This window comes from Algoriphagus sp. UBA3586, assembly GCF_002376385.1.
Lineage (GTDB): Bacteria > Bacteroidota > Bacteroidia > Cytophagales > Cyclobacteriaceae > Algoriphagus > Algoriphagus ornithinivorans.
Window position 1 is genome coordinate 71,580 of record NZ_DFMT01000006.1, and the last position, 19,845, is coordinate 91,424.

The window sequence follows — 19,845 nt, forward strand, 5'->3', positions numbered from 1 at the left end:
AATCCAATGTAGCACATCAGAAACAAGGGCTTTTCATCCATATTATTTGGATTGAAATCCATTTGCAGCTTAGGAATATTGGAGGGATGCCAGTACCCTCATTATAATTTTAAATACAAGTCAAAAAGTAATGGTTTTATGGAAAATAAGAGGTACTTCAGCTAATAAATTAGCGATCTGTATTCCTGCATCTCCCCCTCCATAAACATCCGAAGAATCAGGTCTTGGATTGGATTTTATCTGATTGATTGCTTCAAGGATCTCAGATTTGGAATAGTTTACATCCAACACATTGTTGCCTCTTGCTCTTCTATTTTGTCTGGTGCCAATATTGATCACCGGCACCCCAAGAAAAGCACATTCTCTGATCCCAACACTGCTGTTTCCTATCAGACCCTTGCTGTGAGATAACAGCTTTAGGAAATCAAGAGGATCCATATTTTTAAAGAAATGGAATTGACTCAGATCATTATTTTCTCGAAAAGCTCTAATTCCGGTGCTGGTTCCATCAGCTCCTGCATCAACATTAGGCCAAAACCATAACACAGGCTCTTTTAATTCATGCAAGGCTTTTAGGGTTTCTTCAATATGCATTCTGGATTGACTTACTTCTGTTGTAACAGGATGCTGCATAACCACCCAATAACCATTCTCAATGGCAGGCTTCCCCCCTACTCCACCGTATTTCGAAAAAGGATTAAAATCCAATTTTGGGAGGTCCAATATTGTTTTCGCCAAGTCAATACTTGGGCAACCCGTATTAAAAACAAAATCAGGGTTTTCTCCTAAATCAAGTACCCTTTTTTTTGCATTTTCAGAAGCAACAAAATGATAATCCGATAATTTAGTAATCGAATGCCTTACTTTTTCATCAATGTTTCCGGTAACTTCACCTCCTTGAATATGAGCAAGCGGGATATTCATGTAGGAAGCAGAAATGGCTGTTGCCATAGTCTCAAACCTATCAGCAATTGTTACAACTATATCAGGATTAAGGTTGTCAAAAACGGTGGATAACTCCAAGATTCCGATTCCGGTGGTCTTAGCTGCCGCTGTGAGGTTTTCACCTTCCAGAACATTAAAAACCTTCGCTGCTATATTGAATCCATCACTTTCAATTGTCCGAACCGCAGTTCCATATCGCTCCAACAAGGCAGAGGCAGCCACAACTAACTGAAGCTCTAATTCAGGATGATTTTGGATTGCATCCAATGCCGTCTTAATTCTTGAATAGGATGGCCTTGCGGTCACCACAACACAAATTTTTCTTTTCATTTAAATTATATCCTGGTCAGTCAAAAATTCCCATTTTGTGAGTTTTCGAGCGGTCTTTTTGCCTATAACCGACTGATAATTGATCGCTGCTATTCCCTTATCGCCTGGTTTTTTTGATTCCAAATCATCAAAACTTATTATGTGACCAGCTTGAAGATCCTTATTTACAGCCAGACTTTTTCCAAAAATTCTTTTTAGCTCAGTAAACTTTGAGTTATCTGATTTAAGAACCGGAGACTTTAATGAGTTTTGAATCTGTCTGATTCCTTTGCATAATCTTTCGGTATCATCGATTGAAATACTCGCCGGAGAATCAGGGCCAAACTGTCGCTTATCAAAAACAACATGAAACTCAAAAACCTCTGCACCGAGTGCAGCAGCAGCTAAGCAGGCGTAAATATCACCACTATGGTCAGAGAATCCAACTGGGATTTGAAAACGGGTTTTCATCTCTGAAATTACATTTAAGCCCCACTCCTCTGGCTGGGTAGGATATGCAGTAGTACATTGGAGAAGGCTAAGAGATGGCGTTCCAGATTCTTTTAAAAAGGAAAGAGCTTGTTCCAATTCCTCAAAATCACTCATTCCAGAACTGACAATAACCGGTTTGCCGGTTTTACCTATTTTTTCAAGTATTAGACGGTTGGTTATTTCCCCAGAGCCAATTTTGTAGACCTCTACTCCAACCTTTTCCAATAAGTCAACGGCAGCTAAGCTAAATGGGGAGGAAATAAACTTTAATCCTTTTTCTTTACAATGCTCACTAATTCCCATCCATTGCTCCTCTGTAAATTCCATCCGCTTCCAATAATCAAACCTGGTTTTGTCCTGTTTTGAGAATTTTACTCGAAAGGGCTCATATTCCGAACTTTCTGCTTCTGCAATATGAGTTTGAAACTTGATGGCGTCCACACCTACAGTTGAAAGGGCATCTATAAAAGCATGGGCATTCCCTAAGCTCCCATCATGGGCTTGGGCTATTTCAGCTATAATCATTAACGAATTAAAATAAATACTCCGGATTTATGAACAACTTCACCTGATCTGCTGGTAAACTTGCCTCTAAATACATAATTGCCATTTGGTGCAGGGCGACCTTTGAAATACCCATCCCAACCTTGAGCTTCTAGTGAAGAAGTCTCATAGATAAGCTCTCCCCAGGTTGTGAAGATGTAAAACTCCATTGAGGCAATTCCTCTAAATACCGGTTTAAAGAAATTATTTTTACCATCCGCTCTATCAGGCGTGAAGGCAGTAGGAACTTCTACCCAAAATTCATCTGATACCTGAATAGTTTGCTCATACACAGAGGAACAACCAAATTCATCAATTACAGTCAATCTAATCAGATAGGTACCTGCTTCTTCATAAAAGTGCGTAGGATTGATTTCTGAACTAGAATTTCCATCACCGAAATCCCAATTCCAAATAATTACTTTCCCTTTTGATAAATTATTAAATAGGATGTTTTCAAAAATCTGAAGTGAATCCTGTGACACTAATTGACCATTGAAAAGCTCAACTTCAAAATCAAAATCAGCCACTACTAACTCATCTGCGATAATTACTCTAATTCTTTGAGGCTCATTCCAACATCCAGAACCTTTGGTACTACTTCGCACCCGATAATCTCCAGATTGGTTCACGTTATCAATATCACTAATCTGCATGGCCGCTCCAGAAGGGCTCAGAATATCATAATCATATATAGCAGGATTAAACCCTTCGATATATTGGGTTAAGTCCACTGTTCCTTGTGGATCGCACACCACTGAAGGGTTTGATACTCTTAAATCAGGTATCCTACTCACAAAAACCTGAACCGGTTTTGGTTCAATACCACAAATACCTGTTCCGGAAACATTGACATAATAAGTATAAGGCGTAGATCTTTCTCTTAATCCATCGACCCTTAATTCCCCAGTAGAAGAAATTGAATAAGTAACTCCTCCTGAACTTCCATTGGAAATTGGCTGAGTTCCATTTGAATCAAAGAACCAGGTAAATTCCTCATCTAAAATATTCTGAGGGACTCTTGGAGATAAGATCGCCTGCTGTCCTTCACAAATTCTTTGATCCTCAACGGTTATTTCAGTAGGGATTTCTGTTACCTCTATGGATTGAGGCAAACTGAATTCGCAGCCTGATCCGTCAACTATCCTGATTTGATAATCTCCTAATCCTAATCCAGTGATTGAAACTATTCCTTCAGAAGCAACTGACAAATTACTCTCAGGGTCTCCAGATTTTTGATAATAAACAGTATATGGAGTGTATCCGCCGGATAGTTCAAATCGTACAATTCCATTATCCAACCCACAAGTCGGGCTGTCTATTTCCGGATTATCAACTGCTATAGCTGCTTGAGGACCATTTACAAGTATATCGGAAAGAATCACGCTGCAGCCCGTAGCACTCATCACTTCAATACTATAAGTACCTGCAGCTACTTCAAAAATATTTTCATCAACAAAATCTCCTCCATTCAAACTAAAGGTATATGGCCCCGTACTTCCACTAGGATTTACCGTAATTCTACCTCCATCACCAAAACAGACTTCATCGATTACAGTGTAAGTCGCATTCGGAATTTCTGAAACTTGAATGGTCCCGCTTCCTACAAAACCTTCACAGACGTCCCCACCAGAAACCGTAACATAGTAGGTTAGACTAGCATTAGCATCTGCAAAGCCACTGACATTCAATATCCCATTTGAAGAATTATATTGATAAGTTAAGCCATTTGGAGCAGGGTTAGGAGAGCTTGTGATAGGCTGAGAAAGATTTGAATCAAAATACCAAGTAAAATTGGCTGAAGTTCCATTAGGGTCTAACTCAGGAATCAGAGTTGCATTTTGATCAGAACATATTTCTACATCATCAACCAAAATTTGGGTAGGACCGTCAACTAAAGTAAGTAAGTTGGTATCAACTTGGCAACCTTCTGAATCAGTTATTCTAATAGAATAATCTCCAATTGTTAGGCCGTTGATTTCTACTTTTCCATCCTGAGAAGAAATACTTTGATTTTGGCTTCCATTCTTAATCAAATCAATTTGATAAGGAGCCCAACCACCTGTCACAGTCACAAATAATTTTCCATTTGCTGACCCACAACCAGGGTCTAAACCAGTTAAAGGAGAGGCCGTCAAAGCGGAAGATGGACCTTCAACAGTGAAATCAATAAGTTGAGAACAATTTGCAGGAGTAAATATTTCTAATTGATATTCACCAGCGACAAGATTTAATGATTCAAGCTGATTTTTATCCATTACACTTCCCCCATCCAGGCTATAAGTATAATCAGGTAAGTCCCCACTAGCTACTGTCACTTTACCGTTGGTATCTCCAAAACAAGTGACAGGAGAAACTTCCAATTCAACTGATGGAGTTTCATAAATACTCAGGTCAACTTTGATTTCCTGGCCGGTACATACCACGAAGAAATAATAGGAATAATCACCAGCTGGTAATCCAGAAATAATTAATTCAGGATTAAGCCAATCAGAATCATTGATTGTATAACTAACATTCGGGTTAGAAGGATCTTGTCCATTTTCAATCAGACCATTTTGATTCGGTTGCTTATACCATCTAACTTCAGTGGCTGAAGCAGGTGGTAAAGAAGGATCTGGAGCTAAGTGAATAGGTCTAATCGAAACATCATTTCCGACACAATCATTTATTGGTGGAACTAATTGATAAACAGGATCCGAAGATCTTTCGATTATGAATTCAAAAATCTCTTCACATCCTTCAGCATCCTGAACAATTAAATAATAAGTGCCAGGCGCAAGATCAGAGATACCAGATTCAGTTCCTTGTAAAATTTGACCATTTACTGAACCTGCCCTCCACTCTATTTGGAAAGAACCCCATCCACCTGAAATTTCTAAACCAGAGATACTACCATTATCCAAATCGCAAGAAGCTCTGACTATTGATGGAGAGTTGATTTGTATTGGTTCTTGAGGTCCTACCAACTCCACAGTTTCAGAATAGGTACATCCCAAATCATTCCGAACTTCAATTGAATAAGTTCCTGGACTCAAGTTTTGGAAGTTCAAATCTGAACCAAATGCGCCTCCATTTAAACTCACCTCAAAAACTCCATTTCCACCAGAAGGAAGTACAGCTATAGAACCATCATTAGCTCCAAAACATACCACGTTTTCAACATCAATATCAGCTGTTACAGGAGGATAAACCTTCACATCAGCCGTTTCAAAGAATGCACAAATACCTGGACCTGATACTCTTAAATAATATTTATAATCACCCTCAGGAAGATTTTGGATACTTAATTCACCATTCGAATTAATTTGGAAAATTAATCCGTTTGAGTCAGGATTTGGACTTGAGTTAATTGGTTGCGAAGTATCTGAGGTTTTATACCAAGTAAGTTGAGGCTGAACACCTGCAGGAATTTCCAAATCTGGTATTAAACTCACTGTTTGTCCTACACAGGTTTCCTCAGAAATTGGCGTTGAATTGATTTGAACCCCATCATTATTGACTAAAGTAACGAAATCAACTTCAGTCAATGAGCAATTATTCTGATCTACTACTTCAATGGAGTAATCTCCCGGTGCTAAATTAGTTAATGTATATTCTTGACCATTTTGAGTAAAACTATAGGTTGAAATATTCTGACCATTTATTTCAATTGAATAATCTGGCGTACCACCCTGTACCGCAAAGGAAAACTCTCCATTAGAGTCGCCACAGCTTGGGTCTGAAATACTTATTAGGTTAACCGCTAATAATTCAGGCTGAACAATCTCCAACTCATAGAGCTCAAAACAACCATTTGAATCTTCAACTTTTACCTCATAAATCCCTGCAGCCAAATTTGAAAAATTACCAGTTTGATTAGATTCACCTGTGTTAATTGTATAAGTATATCCTGCAGGGTCACCGATCAGATTAATACTTCCGTCATTAGACTCAAAACAGCTCAATGGGGATACATCAAAATCTTTTTGAGGCAATGGATTTACAATGATAGATCCTGGAATCATTGACCCTTGACAAACTCCATCCCCACTTACTTGAAGCAGCAGTTGGTATGGAGAATCATTGGAAGAAAGTCCTGTTAAACTTATTTCTCCATTACTCGAAATTGAAACTTGAGCTCCAAAAAGCTCCTGACCATTCGAGATTTCAGTAGTGTCTCCTGTATCATTCAAATAAAACCAGGTGAATATAGGAGAAGAGCCTGCTAAATTTATAATCTCAGGAATTAAGACTGCTGAGTTTGGATTTCTGGTCGTAGGGTCAATTTCACAAATTTCGGAATCAATTACTCCAAATTCCGGTATTTCGTCAGCATCAATAATAATTGTTTCCTCTTTAGAACAACCTTTCGAATCCTCAATTAAGACTATATAGGACTTAGGTGCTAAGTCAGTTAGAATCGCTGTAGCGCCAGGGTTGGTAAGGTCACCTCCTGTTATTTCTGCTCCATCCAAAAATAGTTTGTAAGGAGCTGTTCCTCCAGAAATTTCTAATTCTATAGATCCGTTGTCTAAATTACATGAGGCATTGAATCCGGTGATTTGAGTGAAAATCAATTCCTCTGGCTGATCTATAATTACTTCGAATACATCCAAGCAATTTGTTTGAGTATTTGTGACTTGGATCGAATAAGTTCCGGCTGACAGATTAGTAAAAGTACCTGTGGTATTGGACTCTCCTGAATTTAGTAGCTGATAAGCAAAGTCATTGGACTCACCTGCCGATACAAATATCTCACCATCTGTTCCATTGAAACAACTCGGCATCGTGGAAGAGAATTCTGGATTTGGAAGGGGATTTACAATCAATTCCACAGAAATCTTTGGTCCAGAGCATACCTTATCACCTGTAACCTCCAATAAAAACGTATAAGGATTGGAAGAAGCTGGAACTCCAGTTAAGGAAAGGTTTCCATTAGAATCTATAGAGGAACTACCACCGAAAACAGTATCTCCTGAATTTACTTGAACCTCATTCCCATTTTGATCTAGGTAAAACCAGGTAAATACCGGTGAAGCAGATGCTAATTCTATTATGACAGGTGATAATACTGCCGTATTAGGATTCCCCGAAGCAGGGTCAGACTCACATATGATGGAACCTGTTGCAGAGAACTCTGCAAATGGGTCAGCTTGAATTACAAAATCCTGTGTGACCTGACAACCTTCTGAGTCTGTCACCACGATTTGATGGTTACCACTTGCTAAGTCGGTTAATTGGATAGTAATTCCTGATGAGGACAAATCAAAACCTGATATGGAATTCCCATCTAATGTTACCGTATAAGCAGGAGTTCCTCCTTCAATAAAAATAGTTGCAATACCATTATCCTCACCACAGAAGGTATTTTCTAAACTTGATAATGCTACATTTAATACCGGTGCTTGGTCAAGAGTAAACGGAATAGAACTTACACAACCTGTGGTTTTATTTCTTACAGTTGCAGTATACGAGCCAGCAGTTAGGCCTGTAAAAGAAGGATCATTTTGGAAATTAGTCAGCCCATCAATTTGAAATTCAAAATCAGCGATATTTCCATTCAGCACACCAATGGTTACTGCTCCATCATTCCCTCCGAAACATGATATATTTTGGAGACTCGTAATTTCTGGCTCAGGAAGATCAAATATTTCGAAATTGACTGGGATTCTAGGTAGATTACAGGATTCTGGCCCTGACATTTCTAGATATAAAGTGTAAACACCCCCAGAAAGATTTGAAATTGTCAAATCACCGGTCTGCGTTTCATAGAAATAATCCATCCCCCCAGGACCTGTACCATTTGGTATTAGTGAACCGCCAGTCTCTTGGGTATACCAGTTAAAAATTGGGGTAGCTGTAGCCTGAACCTCAAAGAAATCAAACGTGACATCTAAGAAATAGCTATTATCACTTTCACAAATTGAAGGAGGAGTATTTACTGAAAAAACTGGCTTGGTGATATCATCAAGCGAGAAACTCAAAGTCACTAAACAAGACCGGGCATCTCTAAATTCAATAGTATATGGTGTATTTGGTGCTAAGCCATCAACTCTATACTCGGAAGTTGCATTATCAAAATTCAGTGAGCCAAATGGACCACCTAAAATTGAAATATCAGAAATATTATATGGAGTATTTCCTCCATTTATCTGGAATGTAAACTCTCCATTGTTTAATTCACATGTAGCAGGACTTCTGGAGATTTCAGTTAAAGTTAAGTCAGTATCCGGGCCCTGAACTATCACTTCTATTGTTTCGAAGCAAGAAGGTGACTGAGAGGTCACTTCTACCTGATATGTTCCAGGCATAAGTCCTGCAAATTGGCCATCTGAATTTTGACCGAGTGTTGAAGTTCCTGATTCATCGAATAAAGTGAAAGTTCTCGGACCATTCCCCCCTGTAGCTGTTATAGCTATGGAACCTATACCTTCTCTACACCAATCTGGAACTGAGCTTTGAGTAAGCTGAATAGCGGGATGAACAATTACGGTTGCAGAAGTGGCGATATCGCCGATAAACGGACAAAAATTAGGGGTACTCGGATTATCTTGAGGAGCAACCTCAACGAAAAATTCATATTGCTGGGTAGAGGCTCCATTAGCAGGCAATCCAGTCAATGTTAAAACACCCTGAACTACTGAAACCTGAACAGGTGCACCACCTATAGTCACAGTAGTGTTATCAAGCAGAGGCCCAGTTCTATTAGCATTTTGATACCATCTGAAATCGGCTTGAATGTTTGATGGATTGTAAACTCCATCAATGAATGGAGTAAAACTTACGGGTTGAAACTCACATATCACTTCATTTTCAGAAGTCAATTCTATTGGAGTTCCAAGTTCCTGATCAACAACAATCGGCACATCCAAATAACACCCACCACCATCTGAAGGATTCCAAACTTGAAGTGTGTAAGTACCAATATTAATACCTGTTATATCAAATACGCCAACTCCTGTGCTTGGGTCAAAATTTACATTCGCTCCTGATTTGCCCAAACTTACTTCAGGACCAGTACTTGGCTGCCACAACCACTGGTAATCAAATCCGGGAACTAAATTCCCAACTGTAACATCAAATATTCTTCCATTACTTTGGCCATCACAGGTTGGATATTCTAAATCTCCTCTGTCTATTTCTTCTGGAAATGGGTTTGAAATTACTGTAACTGTTTTCCCAAAAGATGTTAACCCATAGTTATCAATAACTTGATAATAAATCTGAGCTTCACCTACAAATCCAGGTTCAGGCACAAAATTAATAGCAGCTTTAATCCTATCTTGATCATTTTCAAGATCCACATTTTCATCTAAAACGACAGTGAAAGTACCTTTCCCTGGAATTGTCACAGAATTGTTTGCCGGATTACACTTCTCTATACACACATCCGAAGGCCCACAATTGTTGACATCAGGATCACCACCAGTCGGCGGACTGTTATCAGGTGTACCTGGATCAGTTTCAAAAAGCTGAACACACCTCACGAAAGAGTTTTCAGAAGTTAAAGTAACATCAAACTCAAATAAGTTTTCCTCGTCCTTACAAATCTCGGCTCTTTGATCAATAATTTCAGGAATTGGAATCGCCAAGTAGTCAGATACTTCGACAGTTACATTTCTGATCTCGTGAAAATTGGTTTGTCCTCCGGTAGAGGCAGCAAACCCTATCTTAAGGTTGTCCGGAGCTGGGAAATTATAAGGAACATTAGTAATAATTGGCTCAATCCTTCTGAATCCATTTTCAGTAACCAAAAGATCTACTGATAATAAATAGGTTCCAGATCCTGTTGGCGCCAAGTTCACAAAAACCTTTCTATACCCATCCTGATTACAATCCACTACCTTTACTGGTGAGGCTAAGGAAAACCTTCTTGAAATATCCGCAATATTGGGATAGAGATAAGCTGAAGGAGGTAATACTACTGCTGGACTAGGCTCATTGTCAGGACCATGTAATACCCTTTTTCCTGCAATAAAACGATAATTGTCGGACTCGGGCCCTCTAACTGCTATTGATTGGAAATATTCTTTATTAGGAGGGATGAAGGAAAGATTAATTGGGGCAGCATTGGGGTTGTCAAAACTACCCAATCTACCTTCCATATTGTTACCCCAGTTTTTGAAAGCATCTAATCCTAAGCCCAAATACCCACCTTTCAAGCCTGGCAAATTTACAGGAGCAGGAATGATATCAGTTGCATTTATTGGCGCATAACCCAAAGAACCTCCCCAACCTCCAATTTGGAAATCAGCCGCTGAAATATTTCCATCAAACAAAAAGACTGATATACCGTCCGCTCCAGAGCCACCATACATGAAGTATTCAAATGAAAATTTCAAACCATAGGCAGATGAAAAAGGAAGGTCTACATATACGTAGCCTCTTTGATCAGTATTGTTGTTGGTCAATCGCAAAAAACCCTGCCCCTCTGGATTTTCACCTGTAGCTGCAGTAAGCACAGGGTCAATAGGAGCCCCACCCAATACGGTGTTTTGCCTAAAAGTTGAATTTGTAAATGGTTCGCAATAAGGAAACCCATCCCTAGGGATTACCACTTGGGCTTGGGATACTATATTCAATGCTAAAAATAAGATTATAAAAACATATAAGAATCTAACGTATAGACACTTATTGGACAAAAAAGACAATGTCCAAAGCCAATTACTTACTTTTATATGATCTCTACGCAACACGCCTGAAGAATTCTACACTTTGTAAATCTTGGAATAAATCAAATATACGAATTGAACTGCCAGCACCAAGAAATCTGGATCAATGAAGCATATTTCATACCAAGAAAATGGTAATCACTTTTTATGCATAAAAATAATCTGATTTCACCTAAATCTATCCAAAGGGCTAAATTGCTACGACTTATTAAATAGAAGAAATTAGAACCAAGTTGAATTTTAATACTTAAAAAAACTGCTTGCTTCCCTAAAACTTAATTATCGAAAAAATATGATTAGTGGAATCATACCAGTAGCCATATTTTTAAATGCATAACAGGTCTAAAGTACTGAAGAGCGGGGACTTAAGACCCTGTTAAGGGAAACAGCAAACTAAAAGGCTAAAAGTATAAATTAAAATTGACCAGTTCTCCTTTAGAATTTTACTAAATAATAGGCTCAATTGATCAAAAAAAAAGCCCATAAGGACTAATTTTATATTAAGCTCTTAAAAGGGATTATTCAAATTCAACTAATAAATCTACAAGGACACGATCGAGCTTTTCTAAATCAATTTTGAAATCCGCAAAGCCAGTCTGAGCACTTGTGGCTTCATTATCAGTATAATAATAATCATGGCCTAAAAATGAAGCTAGGGAATAAAAGCTTTGACTTAAAACCCAAGAATCATTCTCATTTCGAAACTCTAAAACCTTACCATTCTTTGGCATATAAAGCATATTCACCAATCCTGCTCCGTGGAGTCCTACCAATATTTTGGTCTCCATCATGATTTCAATTTGTTCTCTTACAGTCAAATGCTCAAAATAGACAATTTCAAAACCTTTACTCTTAAGTTTTTTAATTACCTCCTTCTCATTGAGAACTTTTCTATGTGCAGCATTTTCTCTGCTAATATAAATTTTTCTAGTTGCCTTCTTGAAAGCGAAATTACTCCAGATTTTTTCTCTAAGCTTAAGAATTGCACTTTCCTGAAAGTCTATTACATACCCTGCTTTATTGACCGTTATTAATTCCCCTACCACATAATTCACTTTTCTATCAAAGTAAAGTGGCTTGACACCCAGAATTTCCAAGCTTTCCTCAACAAATTTTAGCCCTTTAAATTCTGAGGGTAATAAAACTGGGTGGTCTTCCAAATATTCTAAACAGGAGATAAGCCTTGGGAGCGATTCACTATTCCAGTGATAAAAATTCATGCTCCAGTTATCTATGATCCAGACTCCTTTATCTATAAACTTTGTTTGTCTTACGAGTCCTAATACTAACCTTTTGAATTTTGCTCTAGGTTTTAATTTTAGTGCATGGGTTAACTGATCCAGAACTTTCAGTTTATAAATAATTGAATCAGTAACGAGAGATACATTTTTAAATATATATGCATCTACTTGATTGGCTACTCTTCTTTGAATATCTGAAAAAATAGCGGTGTCTTTTTCTTCCAAATTCACTGGAAGTTGAAGAAGATATTCAGTTCTTGGATAAACTGTTTGTCTTTCTAGGCTTGAATTTTTAGGAAGTAATCTCATTTAACCTAATTCAAAGATAGGTTTAATTAAGAATTAGAAAAAGGTTTCATATACAACCAGGACATCCCTTTAGGCCTTCTTTCATCTAATGCATATCGTTTCTCCTTTTCAGATAGCATGTGTAGAGGGTAACTTAATACTCTTCCAGAATAGTCGAGAGCTATTTGAATTGCATGGCTTGCTTGGAACCTTTCCACTAAGGCTTTTTGAATTCCCGGAAAAAAACAATCATGAACCTCTACCAAAATCTCGCATTTTAATAGGTTTTTGCTTTTTAAAGGGTCTAATAAAGACAATTCATGACCTTCAATATCACAAAAAAGTAAAGTCGATTCATCACAATGCTGATCTAAAAATTTATGGTCTACTTCCCTAATTAAATCGATATTCTTCAATCCATTTCGAACTGAAAGTTCCTTCGCTAGTGCAAGTGCATTTTCATTAATATCACATGCAATTATTTGGGCAGTCGGGATTGATCGAGCAAATCCAATTGCATAAAAGCCTTCAGCACAACCAACATCAATAATTCTTTTGTATTTGTTTGATGCCAAAATCTGGGAAACCCAATCATGTATAGGCTCTTCATAGGCGCCAATTATCTTTGGGAGCAACATACTTCCACTGGCCATCCCCCCATATTTCATTCCTTTGAAAGGTCCTTGAAGTACAACCATCTGATCATTAAACCCAAGTTTATTCAGAATTTGATGTTGTAAATTTTCCTCCTCTTTTTTTAAAGCCTGACTTAATTCTTGACTCTTTTTATAAGAATTTGTCTTTCTATAGAAAGATCTATACAAGCCATATAATGACTTTTTGAGGGAATTTGTGAGCATATGAGGTTTTACTGTGAATGAGATGTTATTAAGATTCAAAAAAGTTAATTTTTTTGATTTCTGGGAAAAAATTTTTCAGTTGTTATGTCATTTGTATCAATACGACTTAATTCAAAGGCATTGTTCGAATTAACACGAGCAACTCCTGGAGATACCGTAAGTGCAAGCTTGAATCCCATTGATTTTATCACTTCAATCGTATCAGAATTATACCCCCCATGAGGATAGCACATTGTCTTGTTGTTTTCGCTCACCCCAATGGAACTTAAAAACTGACTACACTTGGATATTTCCTCCTCCTGTTCTTTTCTTGAGAGCAAATTAAGCCATGGATGAGAGTATGTGTGATTTCCAAGATGCATCCCAGAAGAAGCCATGTATTCTAATTGATCTTTACTCATGTATAATTCCTTGCTGAATGACTCTTCATCCATCCTGACGGAATCCCTAAATAACTCATCAATCAATTGATTTCTATAAGGCTGAGGAATAACCTTCTGAAGCATTCTTTTAATCAGCATAATCTCTCCGCAATCGTTGAGATGTGGTATAGCATGCATCTGAAATAGGCTATCGGAATCAGGAAGAGGAATTTCCCTCCTGATCTTATCTACTTCTTCAAATATTTTCTTGATAATTTCTCTTTTATTTGAACTTAAGGCTAAAATAAAATGAATTTTATTAACATTTAAGACTCTATTTTCAGTAATCATTTGAGATGGAATGTAAAAACTCCCCTGAATACCCCACTTTTTTAATATTGGAAAAACCTGAGAAAAATGATCTGAGTACGAATCATCAAAAGTAAGTATAGCTGAATTTTCCGGAAGTTTAGATTGACTCTCAATTGCATCAATCAAATCTTCCATTGTAATCAATTTATAATTCTTCCTCAAAAAGGCCACTTGCTCCTTAAATAAAGACGTTTCAAGCCCCTTTATTCCTGGAAATCGTGATTTTTTTATTTCTCGAACATAATGATAAACGACAATAGAAACGGTATTAGTCATTAGTTTTAAAAGTTTGGTCCAATCTTGCAATTCTATCTCTGTCTGAATCCATTCGTGTAAAATAGATGTCTTCAGACCTTAAAGAACGAATCTCTTGGTTAAAAAGGTTACTATAAATTGCTAAATATTCTTGATTGGGTCTATTTTCAACTGGAGAAGAAACCTGAGGAAATAAAGCTGCATCGTCTTCATCTAACCTGATAAATCCTTGATCTAGCAATTCCCCGCTGTAAAGATTTCCAATTTTGGAAAACTCTAAATAGATATGATTTCTTTGAAAGCTCCAAATTTTTATCCGCTCTAAAAGAGATCCAACTAATCTAGGGCTGCCATATAAATCAATGATCCTACCTATCTTTTTACCAGATGGTTCTAACTTTTCTTCTCTTATTACAGCATATGCATTTATTTGATTCCCTACTTTTTCAATGAATATTTTATAATCAATAAAAGGGTTATCTAAAAATCTCCAAGAAATAAAATCTTTATCTCTGTGAGTAGTGCAAGTGGCATGCACACCCAAATCGAAGGAATAGTTCTTTAAATTTTCATTTTTAACCGGTTGAATCCCCTTACCCTCTTCAACGCTTTTTGGAATAAAAGTAACCGGCACCAACGATTGAGCTCTTTCAGTATTTTGCCCCATACCAGAAATAATTAAAAAAGAATCCTCTTTAAAATTTAGTATAAATCTACTAAATCTTAAATGATCAAACACCTCGTATCCCAATTTTTTGTAAAACTTGTGGGTTTCAAGGCTCATTCCTAAAGTAGCATTCACTACATTCTCTTCAAAAAGTATTTTGACAAGGTTTCCATTGAACCCCAAGCCTCTATATTCCGGTAAAGTGTAGGCATTTACTCCCCATACTACATGCAAAGTTTTTTCGCCTAGCTGCAGTTTATATTGAAGTCCCCCATAATGAGAAACTATTTCACCTGTTGGGTTTAAGCCAATCCAATTTGATGAAAAAATTTGGGATGGATCATAAGGATTTCTGAAATAATATTTTAAAAAACTGGAGGATTGAAATGCAGTATTTGGTCCATAAGCTTTCAAAAAAAAAGAAGCGATCTTGGATAGATCATCAAGCTGGGCCTTTCTTAGAATTAAATCTCCCATTTTTTTAGAAAAAATTTACCTCAAATAATTCCTTAATTCGATATTCATGGCTTTGAAATAGGACGGTTTTCTAAAATAATCCAGCCAAACCTTCCTGCATTCAGATTGAATACGTTGGAGGTCCACAAGAGTTTTATCTTTCAAAAACTCATGGATATACTTGTCGGCCCTTAATCTATTTTCAAAAGGGACCTTAACAATAAATTTGTCATAGTTTAATTGGGATTCAAAAGGCAAAAGGGAATCTGATTCAATGACTACCGGGATACGCCCCATAGCTAGAGTTTGAAAAAATCTAACAGAATAATTTCCAAACCCTCTGATGCAAACCGTAAAAAGGTTTCTATTTATATTTTCAAAAAATTCTGACTCTAACTGCATTAAGTCATCTTCACTTTTACCTCCCCCTTTATATCTTTCTCTTTTAAGAAAATCTGTATCTATTAATGAAGATTTTTCCAAGTGATTTAAAATTTTCGCACGTTCACTAGCTGCGAAAAAAAATGGAATATATAAATGGGTCTTGTCCCCAAGCAATTTTTTAGCATTTAATTGTAGATATTGAAGCCTATCTTTTAAGTACTTTAAACCATGAGAAGTTGCCTGCCCACAGAATCCCACACTGAAGCGGGATAGGTCTTGGATAGGTTCCCAGACTTCCCCAACCCATTTGGAATATGGATCTTTGGGCAATAATGCTGGTATTGAAATTTGATTAGGAAGACTTTTATAAGCTCCGGGAGTTAAAATAATTACATCATCAAATCCTGGGTTGAAAATCAGATCTGCGTCTGAAACAACAAAAACCTTTTTATTAAAAGCTCTTCCGATTTGGACATGACTTTTTATCTTTTCACGACCAATTTGATTTTTTACAAGTTCAGAAAGGGGAACTGGAATAAAAATTAAATCTGCATCTTCAGGTTTTTCGACAATGGTAAAATAATCCGTCGCCTCCGAGTTGATTTGAATACTCCCGTCCGTACTTCTTAAAAATAGGTCAAATACATATCCTTCAGAGAAAAAGGATTGGTCAAAGTATAGTTTAACTTGCTGTAGGCTATCCTTTTCAATCATAAAAATCTATTTCATTAGCTTAAATTTTCCTCTCGGAAAAAATCTATACTGAAATCTCCTGATTCCCTGCCTGAAAAATTTAGGGGTCAAATATTTAATGAAATTGAGGGTACTAAAATCCTCAGGCAAAGATCTGGAATAAGGAGTTTGTCTCAAGAATTTCCAAAATTTCTTTTTGAATGGATGCTGATTACTGGTATGCCAAGGTTTACTTGTACCTGTGAAATGAACTATTAAAGGACTCTTTTTCGCTCTGTTTATATCTTCTTTACTACATCCGCAATCACCAAATTCAAAGTCTCCTTCGTATACATCCACTGTCAAATTATGAGATAATGGGAGCCTTATCCAGTTATTTTTTGCCAGTGCATTTAAACCACACTGATCCACATAGCGGATTAATTTGGGGTTATCACTTACAAAATCAATTACTCTTCTTCCGAAATTCTCTTCGCGCCACTTTCTAAGGTTTAGCAGCATTACTCCAGAATTAAAATACCCATCCTCTTTACTAACACCCAATTCTGGATGCCAACTAACCCCAGGAGTGCAAACTGCTGCTAAATAGTTATTTGTTAATGGCGTTTCCCAAATAGGAAGAAGAGAACCTAAGATTAACAAGTCCGCATCTAGATAAATTACTTTATCCTCTCTGACAAATTCAGGGATAAGTAAACGATAGTAATTAGCTTTTTGGAAATGAAGAGTGGTAACAAGTCCTGATAAATCATCATCTGAAATCTGAATTAACTCAAAGTCTATATCATTATCCCCTATTATTTCCTTAATTTTTTCCTGATCACTTTCAGGAATTTCATCAGTCAAAACAATAAGCTTTTTCAACTCACCCTTATTATGAAGAAGGAGAGAATGAAGGGTAACTGCAAAAGGTAGCAGAAATGATTTATTGATGGTAAAAACTATAATCAAATGACAAAAATTTACTGTGACTATCTTGTTTTTGGAATTCAGAAGTTACGAGATTCTATAAAAGATATATCTTCTAAAGCAATTTATCCCGAATTACCGATTTAAAAACGAAACTAAGATTTTTTTAAACAAAGATAAATAGCTAGTATCAGAAAAAATTAAAGAACTTACACGCCTCAAAATGGGCAGAAGATTATTTTTATTTATCTAGAGTGTGTAGGATGCGGAATCTAATCAAGCTACCCTATTTAATATTTAGTAGTAGGTAACTAACTGGCATGAAGGGGTTCAAATCATCAGTACAAAAAACTCAAGAGGATTTTTCATGGGATTAAATAAATAGATGCTTGCAAAAAAAATATCGTTGAAGGTTGGGTAAGAAATTTTAGAAGCATTTTACTAGAAAAAATTCAAACACCTATATCCTTTAGGTTGGTAAACAGAGTATTTTTTACTCAATGAAAAATTCGTTTTGAAAAAAACATTGATTTTATCTCTTAAAAAAGGTTGAAAAAAGCTATTCTTTATTGGAAAGAAATTTCATACCATAGGGAAGTGAAAAATAGCTGCTTCATCCAACCCAGGTTTGATTTTGGATTACTTTTAAAATTTTCAACTGCCTTTTTGATATCAATGTGAGATAAAAATCCCATTTCAAAAAGTTCTGATTTATGCATTGATTCTAAATGCTGTCTCAACTCAGGATTTTCCATAATATATCGATCCCATGGCATGGATAAACCGATTTTCCTATGATTTCTGATATAGTCTGGGAGCTTTTTCCCAAAACTATCCATGGCCAATAATTTTCCTTTTCCCTTACTATTAAAGTATTTATCATGAACTGATGCAGCTCCGACCACTAATCTATAGTCTAAGTAAGGTTCTCTGCATTCAATTGAAGCCCCCATTGTAGTTCTATCATTTTTATCATTTAAGGAATGTAAGTGAGTGTGCTGCTCCAGATACAAAAGTTGACGATAACGGTTTTTCGGAAAAAGAGACTTGGCCTCTTCCAAAATATTAATTCGATATTCGGGTAGTAAGTTTGAAGATAGAATTCCTAGTTTTTTCAAATCAGAAAGATATACCTCATTTGCATTCATGAGCATTTGTGCATCCGGATTCCTCAAAGACATATATCGTTTCAGCTTTTTCAATCTATCTTGAGACAGGTATTTTTCAGGGATTAGATTCAATAAGCTGAGCATGTTATATCTGAATTCGCCATCGTGTACTTTGTACCTTACATATCCTCCTAACACCTCATCAGCACCCTCTCCCGTCAATAATACAGTTACTTTCTTTTTTGCCTCCAAACTCAGTCCCAGTAATACATTATCTGTAAAATGCATCAGTGGTTCATCATTGATTCTTATGGCTTGCTTGGTGAGTTCAACCTGTCTTTGTCCTAAAAACTCATGACCATTATATTCTACTCCCAATTCATTGGAAAATCTTTCAGCAATGCTGGACTCATCGTGTTCGTAGCCTTTAAATTTCACATTCCAAGAACTCAACCCAGTGAAACCTTGAGTAGCTTGACTATAAACAATTCCACTACTATCTAATCCTCCACTCAGCAAAGTACCTACAGGAACATCTGAAATCATTCTTAATTTCACGCTATCAAAAAATGTCTCTTCAAACCATTCGATTGGATTCTTAATATCCTTGAAATTTTTGGCTTCTTCTCCCAAATGAAACCATCTTTTGGTCTGAACTACTCTGCTATCCTGTGAAAGAGTCATCAAATGTCCAGGAAGTAATCTTTTCACCCCCTTGAAAATGGTGTTTTCACCTGATACAAATCGGTAAATAAACAACTCATCTAAATGCGATGGATCAATTTCTTTATCAATACCTCCAGCAAATATGCCCTTGGGTTCACTTGAAAAGCTAAATCCCATATCGTTTTGATGGTAAAATAGAGGTTTAACTCCAAATCTATCCCGAACTAGACTCAGCTGTTTTTTAGTCTTGTCCCAAAAAGCAAATGCAAAAAATCCGTTAAGTCGAGAAAGAACATCAAATCCATACTCCATCAAAAGAAATAACAAAACTTCAGTATCTGAAGTGGTTTTGAATAAATAGCCTTTTGATTTTAGCTCAGGATAAAACTCCTGAAAATTAAAAATCTCCCCATTATACACCAGTATATAATTTCCGCAAGGAGAATGAAAGGGCTGATTCGCATGCTCGGACAAATCTAAAATAGAAAGACGCCTATGACCTAAAGCTAAAGTATCCTCAATGTAAGTACCCTCTGCATCAGGACCTCTATGAAAAATCGCATCATTCATTGATTTTAATCTTTCAGGAGAAGCAACTTGATGATTCTGCCAAAAGCCTACTATTCCGCACATATTTGAA

Annotated in this window: 10 protein-coding genes; all 10 read right to left on the bottom strand. The window is 36.7% G+C overall.

From position 1 onward, the window contains the following. Positions 1-120 precede the first annotated feature (120 nt). Positions 121-1,275 (bottom strand): UDP-N-acetylglucosamine 2-epimerase, encoded by a 1,155-nt coding sequence (gene neuC / locus B2906_RS01210; protein ID WP_286935331.1) that lies wholly within the window; start codon positions 1,273-1,275, stop codon positions 121-123. Then, on the bottom strand, positions 1,276-2,271 hold the full coding sequence (locus B2906_RS01215; protein WP_286935333.1) for an N-acetylneuraminate synthase family protein: 996 nt from the start codon (positions 2,269-2,271) through the stop codon (positions 1,276-1,278). It abuts the gene before it with no gap. Beyond that, complete coding sequence (locus tag B2906_RS01220; protein WP_286935334.1) at positions 2,271-10,853, bottom strand: PKD domain-containing protein; 8,583 nt, start codon at positions 10,851-10,853, stop codon at positions 2,271-2,273. The genes B2906_RS01215 and B2906_RS01220 overlap by 1 nt, the downstream gene beginning before the upstream one ends. A gap of 608 nt (positions 10,854-11,461) precedes the next feature. Then, entirely contained in the window at positions 11,462-12,493 is a 1,032-nt protein-coding gene (locus tag B2906_RS01225; RefSeq protein ID WP_286935335.1) for a glycosyltransferase family 61 protein, read from the bottom strand. 26 nt (positions 12,494-12,519) lie between these two features. Continuing rightward, positions 12,520-13,332: a methyltransferase domain-containing protein gene (locus B2906_RS01230; RefSeq protein WP_286935336.1), complete on the bottom strand. Its 813-nt coding sequence runs from the start codon at positions 13,330-13,332 to the stop codon at positions 12,520-12,522. 44 nt (positions 13,333-13,376) lie between these two features. After that, the gene (locus B2906_RS01235; RefSeq protein ID WP_286935337.1) at positions 13,377-14,342 is read right to left on the bottom strand and encodes a polysaccharide deacetylase family protein; all 966 of its coding nucleotides are present in this window, start codon (positions 14,340-14,342) and stop codon (positions 13,377-13,379) included. Further along, positions 14,335-15,465, bottom strand: a complete 1,131-nt coding sequence (locus B2906_RS01240) for a GNAT family N-acetyltransferase (protein ID WP_286935338.1) — start codon at positions 15,463-15,465, stop codon at positions 14,335-14,337. Before B2906_RS01240 ends, B2906_RS01235 begins: the two co-directional genes overlap by 8 nt. A gap of 15 nt (positions 15,466-15,480) precedes the next feature. Further along, the gene (locus tag B2906_RS01245) at positions 15,481-16,542 is read right to left on the bottom strand and encodes an exostosin domain-containing protein (RefSeq protein WP_286935339.1); all 1,062 of its coding nucleotides are present in this window, start codon (positions 16,540-16,542) and stop codon (positions 15,481-15,483) included. A 6-nt stretch (positions 16,543-16,548) separates the two neighbouring features. After that, positions 16,549-17,472, bottom strand: coding sequence for a glycosyltransferase family 8 protein (locus B2906_RS01250; RefSeq protein WP_286935340.1), 924 nt, complete (start codon positions 17,470-17,472; stop codon positions 16,549-16,551). Positions 17,473-17,996: 524 nt separating this feature from the next. Further along, a complete protein-coding gene (gene asnB, locus B2906_RS01255) occupies positions 17,997-19,838 on the bottom strand; it encodes an asparagine synthase (glutamine-hydrolyzing) (protein WP_286935341.1) in 1,842 nt (613 codons plus the stop codon). Between the last annotated feature and the right edge of the window lie 7 nt (positions 19,839-19,845).